This window comes from Methylobacterium sp. Leaf87 (assembly GCF_001422775.1).
Taxonomy (GTDB): domain Bacteria; phylum Pseudomonadota; class Alphaproteobacteria; order Rhizobiales; family Beijerinckiaceae; genus Methylobacterium.
Genome location: NZ_LMMI01000001.1, coordinates 126,023 through 145,507, shown reverse-complemented (window position 1 = coordinate 145,507; position 19,485 = coordinate 126,023). Strand labels below are relative to the sequence as shown.

The window sequence follows — 19,485 nt, the reverse complement described above, 5'->3', positions numbered from 1 at the left end:
GTCTCGCGAACGTCGTCGGCCTGGCCTATGCTCGGGGCGACGCGACCCATCCGGAACCAGCCGATGACCGAGACCGCCAACCAGTTCAAGAAGGCACCCAAGCGCAAGAAGGAGAAGACCCGCTCCGTCTCCGTCTCGCCGGAGATGCGGCAGGCCTATGCGGACCTCATCAAGCAGAAAGAGGAACGCGAGGATTACGCGAAGCACCTGCCCTCCGAAAAGGGCAGGTGATCGTTAGGGAAGGTGATCGTTCGGGCGGTCGAGCGTGAGAGCCTCAGACCCTGAGGCTCAGGCTTACTTGTTCTTGCCGGCCTCGATCACGTCTTCCACCGTGCGCAGGCCGGCGCGCGGGGCGTTGACGAGGCAGGCCATGTTGCCGGGTGGGTGCTGGTTCTTCCACATCTTGGTGTGGGCCTGGGGGATCTTCTCCCACGGGAACACCTCGCTCATGCACGGATCGATGCGCTGATCCATGACGAACTGGTTGGCGGCCGAGGCCTGCTTGAGGTGGGCGAAGTGCGAGCCCTGGATGCGCTTCTGGCGCATCCAGACGTAGCGGGCGTCGAAGGTGATGTTGAAGCCGGTGGTGCCGGCGCAGAACACGATCATGCCGCCGCGCTTGGCCACCAGGGTCGAGACCGGGAAGGTCGACTCGCCCGGGTGCTCGAACACGATGTCGACGTCGTTGCCCTTGCCGGTGATGTCCCAGATCGCCTTGCCGAACTTGCGGGCTTCCTTGAGCCAGGTGTTGTACTCAGGGCTGTTCACCTTCGGCAGCTGGCCCCAGCAATCGAACTCCTTGCGGTTGATCACGCCCTTGGCGCCAAGCCCCATGACGTAGTCGCGCTTCGACTCGTCGGAGATCACCGCGATGGCGTTGGCGCCCGACGCCGCGCAGAGCTGGACGCCGAACACGCCGAGACCGCCCGAGGCGCCCCAGATCAGGACGTTCTGGCCCGGCCGCACGGTGTGGGGGGCGTGGCCGAACAGCATGCGGTAGGCGGTGGCGAGGGTCAGCGTGTAGCAGGCCGCCTCTTCCCAGGTGAGGTGCTTCGGCCGGGCCATGAGCTGGCGCGACTGCACCCGGCAATACTGGGCGAAGGAGCCGTCCCCGGTCTCGTAACCCCAGATGCGCTGGGACGGCGAGAACATCGGATCGCCGCCGTTGCACTCCTCGTCGTCGCCGTCGTCCTGGTTGCAGTGGATGATGACCTCGTCGCCGACCTTCCAGCGCTTCACCTTGGCGCCGACCTTCCAGACGATGCCCGACGCGTCCGAGCCCGCGATGTGGTACTCGCCCTTGTGCACGTCGAAGGGCGAGATCGGCTCGCCGAGGCCGGCCCAGACGCCATTGTAGTTGACGCCGGCGGCCATGACGTAAACGAGCACTTCGTCGTCGCCGATCTCCCAGACGGGGAGGACTTCGAGCAGGTGGGACTGTTCCGGCGGCCCGTGGCGCTCGCGCCGGATCGCCCAGGCGTACATCTTCGCCGGCACGTGGCCGAGGGGCGGGACCTCGCCCATCTCGTACAAGTCCTTGATCTCAGTCGTGCTCGACGCAGCGCTCGCGGCCATCTCAGGCTCTCCCTTATCTTGTTGTGAGCGACCCTATATCGGCGAACCGGAAGCGCTCCAAGGCCCCAGAAAGGCCATGAAGGCCCGGTGCTTGTGGGCGACTCGCTGTCCGGGCGGCGGCCTGTATTCGTATACAATATTTTTCGCGACGTTGCTGAGCGATGCCGCGGCGTATCCTGTCGGTATTTCAGATGCTTAAGTGCATCGCGGCATCCGACTTTGGTGATGCCCCGTTCAATTCGCTTTCGCCGTGCATCTAGAATTTTTCCAAGCCTTCGCGTGTCGCGGCCCGCCTGCCGAACCTTCGGCCAGATGACGCGCGCGCTGCGCTTGGTTAGGGTGCCGGCCATCACGCGCGGTCAAGCGCGGCACAGCATCCAACGGAGTCGAGTGGAATGAGCGCGAACGCGACCGTCGCCGAGGTCAAGCGCGACAAGCCCTGGATCATCCGGACCTATGCCGGGCATTCCAACGCCAAGGAATCGAACGCGCTCTACCGGGGCAACCTCGCCAAGGGGCAGACCGGCCTGTCCGTGGCCTTCGATCTGCCGACGCAGACGGGCTACGACCCCGACCACGAACTGGCGCGCGGCGAGGTCGGCAAGGTCGGCGTCTCGATCGCGCATCTCGGCGACATGCGGACCCTGTTCGACCAGATTCCGTTGCAGCAGATGAACACGTCGATGACCATCAACGCCACGGCGCCGTGGCTGTTGTCGCTCTACCTCGCCGTGGCCGAGGAGCAGGGCGCGCCCCTCAGCGGCCTCCAGGGCACGACCCAGAACGACATCATCAAGGAATACCTGTCGCGCGGCACCTACGTGTTCCCGCCGGCCCCCTCCCTGCGGCTCACCAAGGACGTGATCCTGTTCACGACCAAGGAAGTGCCGAAATGGAACCCGATGAACGTGTGCTCCTACCACCTGCAGGAGGCCGGGGCGACGCCGGTGCAGGAGCTGTCCTACGCCCTCGCCATCGCCATCGCGGTGCTGGATACCGTGCGGGACGACCCCGATTTCGACGAGGCGAGCTTCGCCGACGTGTTCAGCCGGATCTCGTTCTTCGTGAATGCCGGCATGCGGTTCGTCACCGAGATCTGCAAGATGCGGGCGTTCTCGGAGCTTTGGGACGAGATCGCCCAGGAGCGCTACGGCATCACCGACCCGAAGAAGCGTATCTTCCGCTACGGCGTTCAGGTGAATAGCCTCGGACTGACGGAGCAGCAGCCCGAGAACAACGTCCACCGCATCCTCATCGAGATGCTGGCCGTCACCCTGTCGAAGCGCGCCCGCGCCCGCGCCGTGCAGCTTCCCGCCTGGAACGAGGCGCTCGGCCTGCCGCGCCCCTGGGACCAGCAATGGTCCATGCGCATGCAGCAGATCCTTGCATTCGAGACGGATCTCCTCGAATACGACGACATCTTCGACGGCTCGACGGTGATCGACGCCAAGGTCGAATCCCTCAAAGCCGAGACCCGCAAGGCCCTGGAGGAGATCGGTGGCATCGGCGGGGCCGTGGCCGCCGTCGAGACCGGCGCCCTCAAGCGGGCGCTCGTGGAATCCAACGCCAAGCGCATCTCGGCCATCGAGGCCGGCGATCAGGTCGTGGTCGGCGTCAACAAGTTCCAGGCCGGGGAGCCCTCGCCCCTCACCGCCGGGGAGGGGGCCATCTTCACCGTCTCGGAGACCGTGGAGATGGAGGCCGAGCAGCGCATCCGGGCGTGGCGGTCGCAACGCGACGGCAAGGCCGTGGAAAAGGCCCTCGCCGATCTCGAAGCCGCCGCGCGTTCCGGCGCCAACATCATGCCGGTGTCCATCGCCGCCGCGAAGGCCGGGGTCACCACCGGCGAGTGGGGCACGCGCCTGCGCGAGGTGTTCGGCGAGTACCGCGCACCCACGGGTGTCGGCCTCGACACGGTGTCGTCGGGCGCGGCCGAGGAAGCCAAGCTCCTCATCGCGGATCTGGGCGAGCGCCTCGGCGAAACGCCGAAGCTCGTGGTCGGCAAGCCTGGCCTCGACGGCCATTCCAACGGCGCCGAGCAGATCGCCCTGCGCGCCCGCGACGTCGGCTTCGACGTGACCTACGACGGCATCCGCCAGACCCCGGCCGAGATCGTCGCCAAGGCCAAGGAGACCGGCGCCCACGTCGTCGGCCTGTCGATCCTGTCCGGCTCGCACGTGCCCCTGGTGCGCGACGTGAAGGCGAAGATGCGCGAAGCCGGCCTCGACCACATCCCCGTGGTGGTGGGCGGCATCATCTCGCCCGACGACGAACTCGTGTTGAAGAATATGGGCGTCACGGCGGTCTACACGCCTAAGGACTACATCCTCGACACCATCATGGTCGGGCTGGCCAAGGTGGTGAATCGGGCGCTGGACAAGCAGGCCGCCGACAAGGCTGACGGGGTGAATTCCCGCAAGGATGCCGAGAAGGTCTTCTGACGCTACCGAGCCGTTGGAAAGTCTGAGGACGATCGCCTCGGGCGTTCGGGGGTACTGGAAGTCCCGCCACGCTTTGCCATCCCGGGTCCCCGAGCGGACCCGGGTTCACCTGCGACGCCCCGGAACGACACCCTGCCCCTATGCGAGTGCCCTGTGTCTGGCAGGGGAGGACCCGGCCGAGACCCACGCCGCTACGGGTCTGTCCTGTACCTGAGCGAACGCGGCCGAAGATCGTCGGATCACTAATCCTCCCAGGCCGAAAAGAACGGAACGGCTCCCCCCGGACGCCCCACGGACCGCCCATGCTCCTCGCGCCGCTCGTCGCCGTTCCGCTCGCCGCTGGCTTGAGCGCGGGACTGATCGTTGCCCTTCAGCCGCTGCTCCGGCGCTATGCCCTGGCGCGGCCCAATGCCCGGTCCAGCCATACGGTGCCGACGCCGCAGGGGGGCGGCATCGCCATCGTGCTGGCGGTCTTCGCCACCGTCGGCGTGGTGCTGGCCCTGCGTGGTGCCGGACTCGATGCCCTGGAGGCCCTCGTCCTCGCCCACGCCGTCCTGCTGCTCGCGATCCTGGGTGCCGTCGACGACATCCGCCCCCTGCCGGCCTCCCTCCGCCTCGGCGTACAGGGCCTCGTAGTCGCCGGACTGGTGCTGGCGGTGGGTGGGCGCCTGATGCCGGGCTTGCCGCTGCCCGTCGAACGGGGCGTCGCGATCCTCTCGGGACTCTGGTTCGTGAACCTCGTCAACTTCATGGATGGGCTCGACTGGATGAGCGTGGCCGAGTTCGTGCCCCTCACGGGCGCCCTCGTGTTCCTCGGCCTGTCCGGAGGGCTGCCGTTCCTGCCCATGCTCGTCGCCGCCGCGCTCCTCGGGGCGGTGCTCGGCTTCGCGCCGTTCAACCGCCCCGTGGCCCGGCTCTTCCTGGGCGATGTCGGGTCGCTGCCCCTCGGGCTCCTCGGGGCGTGGCTGCTCTACCGCCTCGCCGCGGAGGGTGGGCTCGCCGCCGCGATCCTCTTGCCGCTCTACTATCTCGCCGACGCGACCCTGACCCTGGGGCGCCGGTTGCTGAGGCGGGAGCCGGTCTGGCAGGCCCATCGCTCGCACTGGTACCAGCGCGCCACGGATAACGGGTTCCCGGTGGTCGCCGTCGTGGGCCGTGTGTTCGTCCTCAACCTCGCTTTGGCGGCCCTAGCCGGCGCGACCTTGCTTTGGCCGTCCTGGCCCGTCACCGTCCTGGCCTCGGGGGCGGGGGGCGCCCTGGTGGCAAGCCTCCTGCACGCCTTCGGGCGGCGCCGGAGGCCCGGTTAAGGCAGGAGACGATCTTGGGCGGACAGCTCATCGCATTGACGGGCTCCACCGGCTTCATCGGTCGGCATCTCCTCCACGCCCTCTCGGCCCGGGGCTACCGGGTCCGCGTGCTCCTGCGCCGGCCCGTCGCCGTACCGGATGGGGCGAGCGGCGCCGTGGTTGGCGACCTCAGCCGACCCATGAACATGGCTGCGGCTCTGGCCGGCGTCGATGCCGTCGTTCACTCGGCGGGCCTCGCCCACGCCATGTCGGGCACCCCCGAGGACGATTACCGGACCTCCAACACGCAGGCCACGCGGCGCCTCGCCGAAAGCGCGGCGCGGGTCGGAATCCGCCGTTTCGTGTTCCTGTCCTCGATCCGCGCCCAGACCGGACCGAGCGCCACCGGACCCGTCCGCGAGACCGATGCGCCCGAACCCACGGACGCCTACGGACGCTCGAAGCGCGACGCCGAGGCGGCCCTGGCCGAGATCGGCCTCGATTGGGTCGCCCTGCGGCCGGTCCTCGTCTACGGTCCCGGGGTGAAGGGCAACATGGCGGCCCTGCTGCGCCTCGCGCGCACGCCCTATCCGCTGCCGTTCGGGGGCTTCACGGCACGGCGCTCCCTCGTGTCGGTGGACAATCTCGCGGCGGCGGTGGCCACGGCGCTCGCTGCACCGGCCCCCCTCGGCCGTGCCCTCGTGGTCGCCGAGCCCGATCCCCTGACCCTGCCCGAGATGATCGCGGCCTTGCGGCACGGCCTCGGCCGGACGCCGAAGCTCGTCGCGGTGCCACCCGGCCTCATCGGGGTCGCCTGCCGTCTGGCGGGACGGGAGGAGGCCTATGCCCGCCTCTCGACGGGGCTCGTCGCCCGGGCCGACGGCCTGTCGGCGCTAGGGTGGGCCCCGTCGCACACGACGGGCGACGGCCTTGCCGCTTTCGCCCGAGCCGAGACCGCATGAAAAAAGGCCCGGCGCAGCACGCCGGACCTTTTTTCCCTTCGATCCCTAAGGCTCAGCGGCGGACGTCGAGGACATCGCCCGAGCGGCTGTCGAGCACCACGGAGATGTCGTCGCCGCGGCGATCCGAGCCGCGCACGATCATCCGGGGGCCGCGCCGGTCGACACCGTCGACATCGATGAGGCCTTCACGACGGGCAATTCGGGCCGCCTCGCCTCGGGTCAGCTCGCTGCGCGGCGGGCCACGGTCGTCGTAGCCGCGGCGGTAGCCGGGATCGACCTGAACGCCGCCGGGTCCGATGGAGATGCCCTGCGCGAGGACTGGCGCGCCGGCGAGGCCGAGGGCCATCGCGAACAGGCTGCCTGCCAGAAGCTTCGAAACACGCTGCAAGATCTTCTCCTCGGATCGACGGACCGGCACCGGTGTCGTTCGGCCGGCCCGGTCCCTGATGTTCGGGTCAGCGCCTCAATTCGGAAGCGCGACCGTTGGTTCCCGCGATTTACGCGAGGGATCAACCGGGATCGGACCCTGCGGTTCCGCCATTGTCCTGGTGCCTGCCGCCGGACGGTTGCGGAAATCGGGGATCGCCTCGCCGAACACCGCTTCCGCCGCCGCCCGGTCCTGGGCCGCCACCGCCGCGTGAAGGCGCACGACCCAGCCGTCCAGGATCGTCCGGTCGGCGAAGACGGGCCGCGCAGCCATCACGCCGTCGATCCCGTCGAGGGCGATTCGGGGCTCCTCACGGGCGAACAGGATCTCGTTCAGGCGCTCGCCGGGCCGCGAGCCCGTATGGACGATGTCGATGTCGACGCCCGGTTCGAAGCCGGCGAGCCGGATCATCCGCTCGGCGAGATCCCCGATCCGCACGGGCTGGCCCATCTTGAGCACGTAGACCGCCGCGCGCTGGTCGATTCCGTTGGCGCAGGTGGCGACCCGTGCCTCCCGGTCGGCATGGGAGGCGGCGGTGAGGACGAGGTCGGCGGCTTCCCGCACGGTCATGAAGTAGCGCACCATCTCGGGGTCGGTGACGGTGACGGGGCCGCCCCGGGCGATCTGCGCCTTGAACACCGGCACCACGGAGCCGACGGAGCCCAGCACGTTGCCGAATCGCACGGCGATGAGCCGCGTCGGGACCGTTCCGGCCGCGCAGCTCTGCGCGGCGTCGTGGGCCTGCGCCACCATCTCGGCGAAGCGCTTGGTGGCGCCGAGCTGCGACACCGGCTCGATGGCCTTGTCGGTGGAGATCATCACCAGGGCCCGGGCACCCACCGCCAGGGTGGCCTCCGCGACATTGATGGAGCCGAACACGTTGGTCTTGATGCCCTCGGTCCAGTCGCGCTCGAGGTAGGGCACCTGCTTCAGGGCGGCGGCGTGGAACACGTAGTCCGGCCGGAACGCGGCGAAAACGGCGTCGAGGCGGTCGCGGTCGCGGATGTCGGCCAGCACGCCGGTGACGTGCGCCCCGGCGATATCCGGCCGGCTCAGGATGCCGTGGAGCGCCGGCTCCGAGCTCTCGACCACGAGCACGGCGGCGGCGCCGAACGCCACGGCCCGGGCGCAGATCTCCGAGCCGATGGAGCCGCCGCCGCCGGTCACGATCACCCGAGCGCCCGTGAGCAGGCGCTCCAGGCGCGGCCGGTCGATGGCCACGGTAGGGCGCAGGAGCAGGTCTTCGATCTCCAGGGGCGCGAGGCCGGCGTCGCGCATGTTCTCGCCAAGACTCGTCACCCGCGACAGGGGCAGGCCGAGGCGGCGGGCCCGGGCGATGAGGTCGTCGGGCGCGGCCTCCGGAGCGAGCGCGCTCGGCACGGCGACGAGGCGGCGCACGGGGGTGCCGTCGCGGGCGAGATCGGCCACCACCCGTTCGAGGTCGGCGAACGATCCCAGCACGGGCACGCCCCGCATGGTCTGGCCGGTCTCGTCGGCGCGGGGCGACAGGATGCCCTTGGGCGCGAGGCGCCGCACGGAGCCGGATTCGATGGCCCGGACCAGGATCTCGATGTCGGTGCCGCGCCCGAGCAGCAGGGTCGGGGTCGTTGCGGTGCGGGCGTGGCTCTGCCGCGAGCGGGCATATTTCAGGTAGCGGAAGGCGAGACGCGGGCCGCCGAGGAGGAAGATCTGCAGGACCCAGTACAGGCCTATGGCGATCTTGCCGAAGAAGTAGAACCCGTACATCGTCGAGGAGACGAGGACGTAGTCGAGCACGAGGAGGGTCAGGGCGAGTACGCTCGCCGCCCGCACGATCCCGGCGAGATCCGGCAGGGAGGCGAAGCGCCACTTCGTCCGGTAGAGCTTGAACCGCGCGTAGACGAGCCCCGCGAACATCACGAAGGGCGGCAGCAGCAGGGGAAGCGCGTGCAGGCGCTCAGCGAGGAGATCGCCGTTGAAGCGGAACACGAAGGTGAGGATCACGGCCAGAGCGGTCGCCACGCAATCGTGGACCACCATCACCGCGTTCTTGTAGGTGCGCTGCTGCATGAACTCCGGCCCATACGGGCTCCGGCCGAGGCGCGGTATCGGCGCCGCGCCCGTTCCTGTCAACGCGGCGGGCTTACCCGCCGGGGCGGAGTGCCTTCAGCACGGCGTCGTCGGTCTCGTCGAGATCGGGGGCGTCGATGTGGCGGAAACGGGCCTGGATCAGGCCGAAGGCGCCGAAGGCGAAATGCCCGGCCGCCACGATGGCGAGAAGCACCCAGCCGTAGGGCTGGGCCCGCAGGGCACCGAAGGCCCCGGCCAGCCCCTTCACCTCGGAGGAGGCTTGGTACCACGCCGCCGCGAGGAAGAACCCGCCGATGATGAGGAAGGCGACGCCGCGGGCCGCGTAGCCGAACTGGCCCACGGGTTTGGCCCAGCGGCACTGCCCGGCGTCGAGCTTCAGGCGGTCCGTGACCTTGCCGGTGGCAGCCTTGACGAGGAAGGCGACGCCCCCCGCCATCACCCCGAGGCCGATGAGCCCGACGAGCCAGAGGCCGAAGGGTTTCGACAGGAGCCAGGCGGTCCAGTCCTGCATGCCGTCGCCGCCCCGCGCACGGCCGAGGCCGAGGGCGAGACTGCCGGCGGTGATGGCGAGACCGGTGTAGATCACCGCGCTGCCGATATGGGCGGCGCGGACGACGAGACCCTTCGGCGAGGTGCCGCGACGGTCGGCGTCGGTCAGGCCCTCGACGAAGCGCCACAGGGCGAAGCCGAGGAGGCCGATGGCGATGAACCCGACGAGGACGCTTCCGAACGGACCGGCGAGGACCCAGCGGATCGCGCTCTCGCTGTCGTCGGCCCGGCCACCACGTCCGAGGGCTGCCAGGAGCGCGAGACCGCCGACGATGCAGTAGACGACGCCGCGCGCGCCGTAGCCGAACCGGGCGAGGCGTTCGATGACGTTTCGGCCGAGGAGGTTCACGGAAATCCCGGGGGTGGGGCTGCGATCACTCCACCGAACGCGCGGCCTTGCCCGAGAGTGCCACGTAGAAGCCGAGACCGTCGCCGGCCGGCAGGGTCTGGAGGCGTTCGACGAGCCCCTTGCGCTTGGCGTCGAGGAGCAGGCGCCCGGTGGGCTGGAACAGGGTCTCGCCCCCGCCCTCCGGCGGCGGATCGAGGCGGATGGCCACCGTCTTGCTCTTTCCGAAGCGGCTGCGCTCCAGCATGTCGGCGAGGGACGCTTCCGCCGTCGGGCGGTTGGTGCCGCGCAGGTCGAGCACGGATTCGGCGTCGGTGACGCCGAGGGCGCCACGGAGCTTGTCGGCGTAGAAATCTTCGAAGTGCGGCAAAGGGCGAAACCTCGGATGGGCGCGACGGCTGCGATCCTGAACCGAACGGACCGCTTCGTCCAGGCGTCGCCATGAGGCCGAACGGCGCTACAGGATGCGGCGGTCGAGGCGCAGGATGCGACACGGCGCGCCGCTCTCGGCGGCCGGGGCGTGGGGCGCCCGGATCAGCAAGGCTTCGGCTTGGCCGAGGACGGACAGCATCGAGGAATCCTGCCGGTTCTCCGGGTGGACCACCGGCAGGCGGTCGGGCGCCGTATCGAGGCGCGCGCGCAGGTAGTCTTGCCGCCCGTCGTTGGCCGGCATGGCGTGGCCGAGGATCGCCGGCTCGCTGCGGTCGGCGCCGGCTTGTGGGTCACCCAGCAACGCCCGGATCGCCGGCACCACGAACAGCAGGCCGCAGACGATGGACGAGACCGGGTTGCCGGGCAGCCCGATCACCGTGGTGGGACCGAGGCGCCCGTGCATCAGCGGCTTGCCGGGACGCAGGGCCACGCGCCAGAACCCGAGTTCCAGCCCCTGGCGGGTGAGGGCCGACTGCACGAGGTCGTGGTCGCCTACCGACGCGCCCCCGAGAGTGACGAGGAGGTCGGCCTTTGCCGCGACGGCCCGGAGGAGTGCGGCTTCCAGGGCCTCGAGGGTGTCGCCGACGATGCCGAGGTCGAGGGTCTCCGCCCCGGCCTCGCGGGCCAGCGCCGCCACCGCGAGGGCGTTGGAGGCGACGATCTGGTCCCAGCGCGCCGGCTCGCCCGGCGCCACGAGTTCGTCGCCGGTTGCCAGGATGGCGACCCGGGGGCGCCGGCGAACGCCGATCCGGCCATGGCCCGCTGCCGCCGCGAGGGCCGTGCGGCGGGCATCCAGGCTCTCGCCGGCCCGCAAGAGCACGTCGCCTTCGTGAAAGTCGAGGCCGCTCGGGCGCACGAAGCGCCTGGCCGCCACGGGCTCGCTGGCGACGACCCGGCCGTCCCCGGCTTCGGCGTTCTCCTGGATCAGGATGGCGTCGGCGCCCTCGGGCACTGGGGCACCGGTGAAGATGCGAACGGCCTCGCCCGGCCCGATCGAACCTGCAAAGCCGTGGCCGGCCGCGCTGGTGCCGATCACCCGCAGGGTGGCCGGGCAGGTGGCGACGTCGTCGGCGCGCACGGCGTAGCCGTCCATGGCGGAAGCGGGGAAAGGGGGCTGGGTGCGGGTGGCCCGCACATCCTCCGCCAGGGTCCGACCGGCGGCTTCCGCGATGGCGACGGTCTCGGCCGGGACGGGGCCGGGAATGCCGGCGAGGATGCGAGCGAGCGCTTCCGCGACGGGGATCGGCCCGCTCAAACGGCATCCTCCGCCAGATAGGCGCCGGAGCGGCCGCCATCCTTGGCGAGCAGCCGGATACCCTCGATCCGCATGCCCCGGTCGGCGGCCTTCACCATGTCGTAGATGGTCAGGCACGCCACCGAGACGGCGGTAAGGGCCTCCATCTCGACCCCGGTGGGACCCAGCACCTTCACCTCGGCGGCGACCCGCAGGCCCGGCAGGGATTCGTCGATGGTGCAGTCGACCCGCACCTTCGAGATCAGGAGCGGGTGGCACAGGGGGATGAGCTCGTGGGTGCGCTTGGACGCCATGATGCCGGCGAGCCGCGCCGTGCCGATGACGTCGCCCTTCTTGGCGTCGCCCTCGCGGATGAGCGCCAGGGTCTCGGGCAGCATCACCACGGTGCCGACTGCCCGCGCCGTGCGGGTGGTGGCGGCCTTGTCGGAAACGTCGACCATGTTGGCCGCGCCCGCCGCGTCGAGATGGGTCAGTTCGGCCAACGGTCCGTCCTCATTTGTCCCCGAACAGCAGGTGCCGAGTCGCTTCCGCCACGTTGTCCTGCCGCATCAGGCTCTCGCCGACGAGGATTGTACGCAGGCCGTTCTCCCCGAGCCGCACCACGTCGGCGTGATTCGAGATGCCGCTCTCGGCCACCGCGATGCGGTCTTCCGGCACGCCGTGGCCGAGGCGGATCGCCGTCTCGAACGAGACCTCGAAGGTCTTGAGGTTGCGGTTGTTGATGCCGATGAGCCGCGTGCCCAGCGGAATGGCGCGGGCGAGTTCGGCATCGTCGTGGACCTCCACCAGCACGTCCATGCCGAGATCGTGCGCGGTCTCGACCAGGGCCTGCGCCTCGTCGTCGTCGAGGCAGGCCATGATGGCGAGGATGCAGTCGGCACCCCAGGCCCGCGCCTCGAACACCTGATAGGGCTCGAACAGGAAGTCCTTGCGCAGGACCGGCAGGGCGCAAGCGTCGCGCGCCTGGGTGAGGTACTCCGGCTTGCCCTGGAACGAAGGCGTGTCGGTGAGCACCGAGAGGCAGGTGGCGCCGCCCGTCTCGTAGGCGTTCGCGATGGCGGCGGGGTCGAAATCGGCCCGGATCAGCCCCTTCGACGGCGAGGCCTTCTTCACCTCGGCGATGAGGGCCGGCCGCCCTTGCGCGATGTGCGCCGCGATGGCGGCGGCGAAACCGCGCGTCGGCTCCATGCCGGCGACGCGCTTCTCGAGCTTGGTCTGCGGCACCCGCAGCTTCGCCTCGGCGATCTCGCGGCGCTTGTAGGCCTCGATGCGGGCGAGCACGTCGCGGCGCCCGGGGGAGGCCGTCTCGTCGGTCGCGGGATCGGGCGTCGCGGGATCGGACATGGGGGCCGCCTTCAGGCGTTCGAGACGTGGACGAGGGCGGCCAGCGTCGCGCGGGCCGCTCCGGAATCGAGGGCGTCTTGCGCCCGCACGACGCCCTCGCGGAGGGTCGCGGCGGCACCCGCCACCACCAGGGCGGCGCCGGCATTGATCACGCCGATGTCGCGGTAGGCGTTGCTGGCGCCTTCCAGCACCCCGTGCAGGGCGGCGGCGTTGTGCTCCGGGTCGCCGCCGCGCAGGGCGTCGAGGGTGTGGAGGCTCAAGCCGACTTCGCGCGGGTCGAGGGTCGCGTGGGTGATGTGGCCCCCGTCCAGGGCGACCACGGCCGTGGGGCCCGTGACGGTGATCTCGTCGAGGCCGTCGGAGCCGTGCACGGTCCAGACCCGCTCGCTACCGAGCTCGGAGAGCACCCGGGTCAGGGGCTCGGCCCAGGCGGGGGACGAGACGCCGAAGAGCTGGAACTTGACCCCGGCCGGGTTGGCGAGCGGCCCGAGGAGGTTGAAGATCGTGCGGGTGGGGAGTTCGGCCCGCACGGGCGCCACGTGACGCATGGCGCCGTGGTGGGTCTGGGCGAACATGAAGCACAGGCCGGCCTCGGCGAGGCAGCGGGCGAGGCCGTCCGGATCGAGGCCGATGCGGACGCCCAAAGCCGCAAGCACGTCGGCGGCGCCCGAGCGCGAGGTGGCGGCGCGATTGCCGTGCTTGGCCACCGGCACGCCGCAGGCCGCCGTGACGATGGCCGCGAGGGTGGAGACGTTGTAACTCCCCGAATGATCCCCACCGGTGCCGACCACGTCGACGGCGCCCGGAACGGCGGCGACGGGCAGCATCCGCGCGCGCATGGCCTCGACGGCGCCGACGATCTCGTCCGCTGTCTCGCCGCGTACCTTGAGGGCGATGAGGAAAGCGCTGGCCTGGACCGGCGTCACCTCACCGGACAGGAGATCGTCGAAGGCGCGCCTCGCCTCGGTGCGGTCGAGGCTCGTGCCGGCGGCGACTTTCGCGAGGAGCGGCTTGAACGAATCCACCTGAACGAATCCACCGGCCGTCTGGAATGAGATCAATCAGTGCTGACCGATCGCTCAATGCACGCCGGGCCGGCCCTTGTCACGTGCCGCGTTCCAGGCCGCCGCGATGTCGAGGAAATTCCGCAGAATCTGAGACCCGTGATGCGACAGGATGCTCTCGGGGTGGAACTGCACCCCGTGCACAGGCAGGCGCGTGTGCTGCAGCCCCATGATCAGTCCGTCGGCTTCCGCCGTCACCGCCAGGGCCTCCGGGCAGTTCGTCCGCTCGACCACGAGGGAATGGTAGCGCGTCGCGTCGAACGGGCCGTTGAGCCCGCGGAAAATGCCGGACGCCCGGTGCTCGATGGACGAGACCTTGCCGTGCATGGGTGCCGGCGCCCGGACCACGTCGCCGCCGAAGGCCTGCCCGATGGCCTGGAGCCCGAGGCAGACGCCGAAGATCGGGATCTCGGCCGAGAGGTCCTTGACCACGTCGAGGCAGATGCCGGCCTCGTTGGGCGAGCACGGGCCCGGCGACAGCACCACGGCATCGGGGCCCCGTTCGCGGATCTCCGCCAGGGTGACCTGATCGTTGCGCACGACCTCGATGGACCCGCACAGGGGGCCGATCAGGTGGACGAGGTTCCACGTGAACGAGTCGTAATTGTCGATGACGAGGACGTTGGACATCGTTCGCTCACTGGCCATGCACGGCGGTTTGACCGCGCAGGGCGGTCCGGTCAATCGCGGGGCCTACTGCCCCCGCCGCGCCTGGCTCGCATACATCACCGCGTCCTCCGCCGCGCGGAACAGAGCCTTGGCCTTGTTGACGCATTCCTGCTGCTCGGAGGCCGGGTCGGAATCGTAGACGATGCCGGCGCCGGCCTGCACGTGCATGCGGCCGTCCTTCACGATGGCCGTGCGGAGGACGATGCAGGTGTCCATCTCGCCCCGGGCACCGAAATAGCCGATGCATCCGCCGTAGGGACCGCGCTTCTCGCGCTCCAGCTCGTCGATGATCTCCATGGCCCGCACCTTGGGCGCGCCCGAGACCGTGCCGGCCGGAAACCCCGCCGCCAGGGCATCGAGGGTGTCGTGGCGCGGATCGAGGTCGCCCTCGACGTTGGAGACGATGTGCATCACTTGGCTATAGTATTCGAGGAAGAACGAGCCGGTGACGGTCACGGAGCCGATCTTGGCGACGCGGCCGACGTCGTTGCGGCCGAGATCGAGCAGCATGAGGTGCTCGGAGCGCTCCTTCGGGTCGGCGAGGAGCTCGGCCGCCAGGGCCTTGTCCTCGGCCGGCGTGGCGCCGCGCCGCCGGGTGCCGGCGATGGGCCGGATGGTGACGCGCGCGTCACGCACCCGCACGAGGATCTCGGGCGACGAGCACACAACCTGGAACGCCTCGAAGTCGAGGTAGCACAGGAACGGGGCCGGGTTCGTGCGCCGCAGGGAGCGGTAGAGCGCGATGGCCGGCAGGGTGAAGGGCGCCTCGAAGCGCTGCGACAGCACCACCTGGAACACGTCGCCGGCGACGATGTACTCCTTCGCCCGCGCCACCATGCCGAGATACTGGTCCGGCGTGGTGTTCGAGACGGGCTCGGGGGCCGCCATGGCGCGCGGGTCGCTGCGCGCCTCGATGGGGAGCGGGCCTTCCAGGGCAACGGCCACCCGCTCGAGGCGGGCGAGGGCGGCCTCGTAGGCGGCGCGCGCGGGGATTCCGGGCTCCGGCCGCACGGGGCCGACCACGGTGATCACGTCGCGCACGGAATCGAACACCACCATGACGCGGGGGCGTACCAGGATCGCGTCGGGCACGCCCAGCGGATCGGGGTTCGGCTCGCCCAGCTTTTCCATGGCGCGGACCATGTCGTAGCCGAGATAGCCGAACAGCCCCGCCGCCATGGGGGGCAGGGCGTCGGCGTCCGGGTCGGGGTCGATGGCGCTCTCGGCGATGAGGGCGCGCAAGCTCGCGAGCGGGCTCGCCGCGTCCGGTACGAAGTCGGTCAGGCCGGGGTCGCGGGCAATCTCCGGCCGGCCGTCGCGGCAGCGCCAAGCCAGGTCGGGATCGAGCCCGATCATCGAGTAGCGGCCGCGAACGACCCCGCCTTCGACGGATTCGAGCAGGAAAGCCGCTCCCGAATGGCTGGCGCGCAGCTTCAGGAACGCGGCGACGGGGGTTTCGAGGTCGGCCAACAGGGTGAGGTTGAGGAGGGTCGGACGTCCCGCCTCGTAGGCCTGCACGAAGGCCGCGTCGTCCAATGCCTGTGTCATCGCCCGATCAATACTCACCGCCGCCGACGGCGCGGCGGAAGGCCGTCTGGTTGACGGTGATGCCCACCGATTTCTGCACCTCGGCGATGTACTCGCCGAGCACGTCGTCGGCGAGCGTCGACTGGAAGCGCTTGGCGATGGCCTCGTCGGCCGGGGCGCCGGGGACGTAGGCCGGCATGGTGGCGGCCGTGACCTTGAACAGGGCCCGGCGCTCGCCGGCCTCCGCCGAGGCCGCCTTGCCGACGGCGGTTGCGAAGATGCGGTTCACCACGTCGGCGGTGAGGTCGCCCTGGGGCTGGTTGCGGGCGATGTCGGACACGGTCTCGACGTTGAGGCCGGCGGCCTGCGCCACTGCCTCGACGGTCTCGCCCTTGTCGAGGCGGTCGGACAGCTCCTTGGCTTTGGCCGCGAGGAGGCGCGCGCTCTCGGCGGCGCGCCAGCGGGCCACGACCTCGTCGCGGACGCTGTCCAGGGGCTTGTCGTGGGCGCGATCGATATTGGTCACGTCGTACCAGACATAGCCGCCCGACTTCGTGCGCAGGGGTTCGTTGTCGCCACCGATCTCTGACCGGAACAAGGCCGCCACGGTGGTCTCGCGGTCGGGGATGCCGGCCACCGGATTGCCCTCCGCGTCGAGGCCCTGCGCGTTCAGGGCCGGCACGGCCACGAGGGGAAGACCGCGATCCTTGGCGATCTCGGGCAGCGACTTGGTGTTGGCGCGGGCATCCTCGATGGCGTCGTGGGCGGTCTCGATCCCGCTCGTCGCCCGCTCCAGCGCGATGGTCTTGGCTATCTCGGCCTGGACGTCGGCGAGCGGCTTCAGGGTCTCGGGCTCGATGGCGGTGACCCGGAGCAACACCGTGCCGAACCGGCCCTTCACGGGCTGGCTCACGGCGTCCTTGGGCAACGCGAACGCGGCGTCGGCCACGGGCTTGTCGAACAGCTCGGCCTTGGTGAGGGTGCCCAGCGTCAGATTCTTGGCGTCGGCGCCGCTCTCGGCGGCCACGGCCTCGAACGGCGCCTCGTTGGCCTCGATCTTCCGGCGCGCCACCGCCGCCGCCGCCTCGTCGGGGAACACGATCTGCTGGATCGTGCGGCGCTCGGGCGTACCGTACTTCGCCCGGTCGGCCTCGTAGCGCTTGGCGATGTCCTCGGGGCTCAGCGCCTCGGGCTTCGCCATGGCCTGGGGATCGAGGACCAGCAGGTTCACCGCGCGGGTCTCGGGCGCCCGGAACGCGAACTTGTTCTCCTCGTAGAAGGTCTTGATCGCGTCGTCCGTGGGCGCTGGGATCTCGCCGACGAGGGAGGGCGGCAGCATCATCAGCGCCACAGCGCGCCGCTCCGTGGTGTAGCGGTGCACGGCCTCGCGCAGGGCCGCCGGCACGTGAAGGTCGGAGGCCACGGCCTCGGCGAGCTGGAGACGGGCGGCGACGGAGCGCTGCTCGCGCACGAAGGTCGCCTCGTTGAGGCCGGCACGCTGTAGGGTCTGGAAGAACAGCGACGGATCGAACTTGCCGTCTGCGCCCTGGAAACTCTTCTCCTCGCGGATGGCGCGCAGGACCGCGGCATCGGGGATGCTGAGGCCGAGGGACGCCGTCTGCTGATCGAGGGAGGCCTCGCTCACGAGCTGGGCCAGCACCTGACGGTCGAGGCCGAGCGCCCGGGCCTGATCCGGCGTCAGGGTGCGGCGGGTCTGGCTCTGGTAGCGCTGAAGCTGGTTCTGGTAGGCCGTGCGCACGGCCTCGGCCGAGATCGGCGTCTTGCCCACGGTCGCGACGGTGCTGGTCGAGCCGGCACGGAAGAACTCCTCGACGCCGAAGATCGCCACGCCGGCGATGAGGAAGACGAACACCACGGAGAGGATGATCTTACCGAGCCAGTGCTGGCTCGCCTTGCGCATGTTCGTCAGCATCGAAGCGTCCGGGTTCTTGTCTTCGGGAACGGGCGGCGGCGAGACCGGCCCCGTTCTGTAAGGTCGCCCGCGATAGACCATCCGCGCCCCATCGCAAAGACCGCCGCGCAAAGACCGCCGCTCCGGCGCTCCGCCGGTTTGCGCCTGGCCCGGCTGATCTGGTAGGGCCGGCGCGAAGCTGGACGGGTCAAGACGCGGAGCGGAGATTCCATGACGAAGGCGGGGCGCAGGCCACTGGTCGCGGGCAACTGGAAGATGAACGGCCTGCGCGGCTCCGTCTCCGTGGTCGAGGCCGTTCGCAACGGTCTGAGTCCGGATCTGCTCTGCGAGGTCGACGTCCTGATCTGTCCACCCTCGACCCTGATCTCCTCGTGCGTCGCGGCGGTCTACGGCTCGCCCATCGCCATCGGCGGCCAGAATCTCCACGCCAAGGCGAGCGGCGCCTTCACGGGCAGCATCTCGGCCGAAATGCTCGCCGATCTCGGCGCCTCCTACGTCATCGTCGGCCATTCCGAGCGCCGGGCCTATCACCACGAGACCGACGACGGCGTCCACGCCAAGGCTTTGGGCGCGCGCCGCGCCGGCCTGTGCGGCATCATCTGCGTCGGCGAGACCCAGGACGAGCGCGAGGAGGGCCGCACCCTCGACATCGTGCGGGCGCAGCTCGCCATCGGCGTGCCGAAGGGCGCTACGGGCGCCGACACGGTCATCGCCTACGAGCCGGTCTGGGCCATCGGCACCGGCCTGACCCCGACGCCGTCCGACATCGCCGAGGTGCACGCGTCCCTGCGCGAGATGCTCGGACAGCTCATCGGCCCGGAGGCCGCGAAGGTCCGCATCCTATACGGTGGCTCGGTCAAACCCGGAAACGCCCGCGAACTCATGGCGGTCGAGAACGTCGACGGCGCACTCGTCGGCGGTGCGAGCCTGGTGGCGAACGACTTCCTGGGGATCGTCGGCGCTTACGCCCGCTGACCCGGCGGCCCATTGGCGTTCCGGCGCGGGTTGGTGTAACAGCCGGCTCAAATCACCGGCCGGCGCGGGGTGCGTGCGTCGCGCCCGATCCCTCCCGCGTGCGCCCCCGGCGGTGCCGCCCCTGGATAACCGATGCAGACCGTCCTCATCTCGATCCACCTCATCGTCGTGCTCGGCCTCATCGCCGTGGTGCTGCTCCAGCGCTCGGAGGGCGGCCTCGGGCTCGGCGGCGGCAGTAGCGGCGGTGGCGTCTCGGGCTTCATGACCGGGCGCGGACAGGCCAATGCCCTGACCCGGGCCACGGCGATCCTGGCGGCGCTGTTCTTTGCCACGAGCATGACCCTCGGCGTGCTGTCGCATCGCAGCGCCGCCCCACGCTCGATCCTCGACGGCGCCGGCACCACGACGCCCGCCGGCCAGCCGAATGCCGGAAATCTCCTCGATACCCTGCGGCAGCAGCAGGGCGGCACGCCGCCGGCGGCTCCGGGCGCCGCCGCGCCGGCTCCGAGCGCCGCCCCTGCGCCGGTCGCGCCGACAGCGCCTGTCGCCCCCGAGGCGCCGCAGTCGCGCTGATCGCAGTCGACGGATACCCGCCGCTTTCCACGCCCGCCCGACGTTTCGCTGCCGGGT

At 70.3% G+C, this 19,485-nt stretch carries 18 protein-coding genes; 6 read left to right on the top strand and 12 right to left on the bottom strand.

The genetic code is table 11. The features are described 5' to 3' along the window. Positions 1-63: 63 nt before the first annotated feature. A complete protein-coding gene (locus ASF22_RS24455; RefSeq protein WP_187272997.1) occupies positions 64-231 on the top strand; it encodes a hypothetical protein in 168 nt (55 codons plus the stop codon). A 63-nt stretch (positions 232-294) separates the two neighbouring features. On the opposite strand, the gene ccrA is transcribed toward ASF22_RS24455, so the two are convergent. Continuing rightward, the gene (gene ccrA, locus ASF22_RS00660) at positions 295-1,575 is read right to left on the bottom strand and encodes a crotonyl-CoA carboxylase/reductase (protein WP_056170002.1); all 1,281 of its coding nucleotides are present in this window, start codon (positions 1,573-1,575) and stop codon (positions 295-297) included. Positions 1,576-1,970: 395 nt separating this feature from the next. On the opposite strand from ccrA, the gene ASF22_RS00655 reads away from it, so the two are divergent. From ASF22_RS00655 to ASF22_RS00645, 3 genes are all read left to right on the top strand, one after another. Then, positions 1,971-4,016 carry a protein meaA gene (locus tag ASF22_RS00655; protein WP_056169999.1) on the top strand — a complete coding sequence of 682 codons (2,046 nt, stop codon included), beginning with the start codon at positions 1,971-1,973 and terminating at the stop codon, positions 4,014-4,016. A 302-nt stretch (positions 4,017-4,318) separates the two neighbouring features. Next, positions 4,319-5,323: a glycosyl transferase gene (locus ASF22_RS00650; RefSeq protein ID WP_056260600.1), complete on the top strand. Its 1,005-nt coding sequence runs from the start codon at positions 4,319-4,321 to the stop codon at positions 5,321-5,323. Positions 5,324-5,337: 14 nt separating this feature from the next. After that, a complete protein-coding gene (locus ASF22_RS00645; protein ID WP_056260598.1) occupies positions 5,338-6,264 on the top strand; it encodes an NAD-dependent epimerase/dehydratase family protein in 927 nt (308 codons plus the stop codon). Between the two features lie 52 nt (positions 6,265-6,316). Here ASF22_RS00645 and ASF22_RS00640 read toward each other — a convergent pair whose 3' ends face one another. The 11 genes from ASF22_RS00640 to ASF22_RS00590 form a co-directional block, all read right to left on the bottom strand. Further along, positions 6,317-6,652 (bottom strand): PepSY domain-containing protein, encoded by a 336-nt coding sequence (locus ASF22_RS00640; protein WP_244474165.1) that lies wholly within the window; start codon positions 6,650-6,652, stop codon positions 6,317-6,319. 75 nt (positions 6,653-6,727) lie between these two features. After that, complete coding sequence (locus tag ASF22_RS00635; RefSeq protein ID WP_056260593.1) at positions 6,728-8,740, bottom strand: SDR family NAD(P)-dependent oxidoreductase; 2,013 nt, start codon at positions 8,738-8,740, stop codon at positions 6,728-6,730. Positions 8,741-8,813: 73 nt separating this feature from the next. Continuing rightward, complete coding sequence (locus tag ASF22_RS00630; protein ID WP_056260590.1) at positions 8,814-9,659, bottom strand: DUF1206 domain-containing protein; 846 nt, start codon at positions 9,657-9,659, stop codon at positions 8,814-8,816. A gap of 25 nt (positions 9,660-9,684) precedes the next feature. Next, entirely contained in the window at positions 9,685-10,026 is a 342-nt protein-coding gene (locus ASF22_RS00625; protein ID WP_056169984.1) for a hypothetical protein, read from the bottom strand. Between the two features lie 87 nt (positions 10,027-10,113). Then, positions 10,114-11,343, bottom strand: a complete 1,230-nt coding sequence (glp, locus tag ASF22_RS00620) for a gephyrin-like molybdotransferase Glp (protein WP_056260588.1) — start codon at positions 11,341-11,343, stop codon at positions 10,114-10,116. Continuing rightward, positions 11,340-11,825: a cyclic pyranopterin monophosphate synthase MoaC gene (gene moaC, locus ASF22_RS00615; protein ID WP_056260586.1), complete on the bottom strand. Its 486-nt coding sequence runs from the start codon at positions 11,823-11,825 to the stop codon at positions 11,340-11,342. The genes glp and moaC overlap by 4 nt, the downstream gene beginning before the upstream one ends. Before the next feature lie 10 nt (positions 11,826-11,835). After that, a complete protein-coding gene (gene trpC, locus ASF22_RS00610) occupies positions 11,836-12,687 on the bottom strand; it encodes an indole-3-glycerol phosphate synthase TrpC (RefSeq protein ID WP_056169976.1) in 852 nt (283 codons plus the stop codon). An 11-nt stretch (positions 12,688-12,698) separates the two neighbouring features. Next, a complete protein-coding gene (gene trpD / locus ASF22_RS00605) occupies positions 12,699-13,712 on the bottom strand; it encodes an anthranilate phosphoribosyltransferase (RefSeq protein ID WP_056260898.1) in 1,014 nt (337 codons plus the stop codon). Positions 13,713-13,766: 54 nt separating this feature from the next. Then, positions 13,767-14,381, bottom strand: coding sequence for an aminodeoxychorismate/anthranilate synthase component II (locus ASF22_RS00600; protein ID WP_056260585.1), 615 nt, complete (start codon positions 14,379-14,381; stop codon positions 13,767-13,769). A 63-nt stretch (positions 14,382-14,444) separates the two neighbouring features. Next, on the bottom strand, positions 14,445-15,968 hold the full coding sequence (gene trpE / locus ASF22_RS00595) for an anthranilate synthase component I (RefSeq protein WP_056260583.1): 1,524 nt from the start codon (positions 15,966-15,968) through the stop codon (positions 14,445-14,447). Positions 15,969-15,975: 7 nt separating this feature from the next. After that, positions 15,976-17,880, bottom strand: a complete 1,905-nt coding sequence (locus tag ASF22_RS00590; RefSeq protein ID WP_056260581.1) for a SurA N-terminal domain-containing protein — start codon at positions 17,878-17,880, stop codon at positions 15,976-15,978. A 210-nt stretch (positions 17,881-18,090) separates the two neighbouring features. Between ASF22_RS00590 and tpiA the strand changes: the two genes are divergently transcribed. Both tpiA and secG read left to right on the top strand, forming a co-directional pair. Continuing rightward, entirely contained in the window at positions 18,091-18,855 is a 765-nt protein-coding gene (gene tpiA, locus ASF22_RS00585) for a triose-phosphate isomerase (RefSeq protein WP_056260579.1), read from the top strand. Between the two features lie 132 nt (positions 18,856-18,987). After that, positions 18,988-19,428 carry a preprotein translocase subunit SecG gene (gene secG, locus ASF22_RS00580; protein WP_056169963.1) on the top strand — a complete coding sequence of 147 codons (441 nt, stop codon included), beginning with the start codon at positions 18,988-18,990 and terminating at the stop codon, positions 19,426-19,428. Positions 19,429-19,485: the final 57 nt, after the last annotated feature.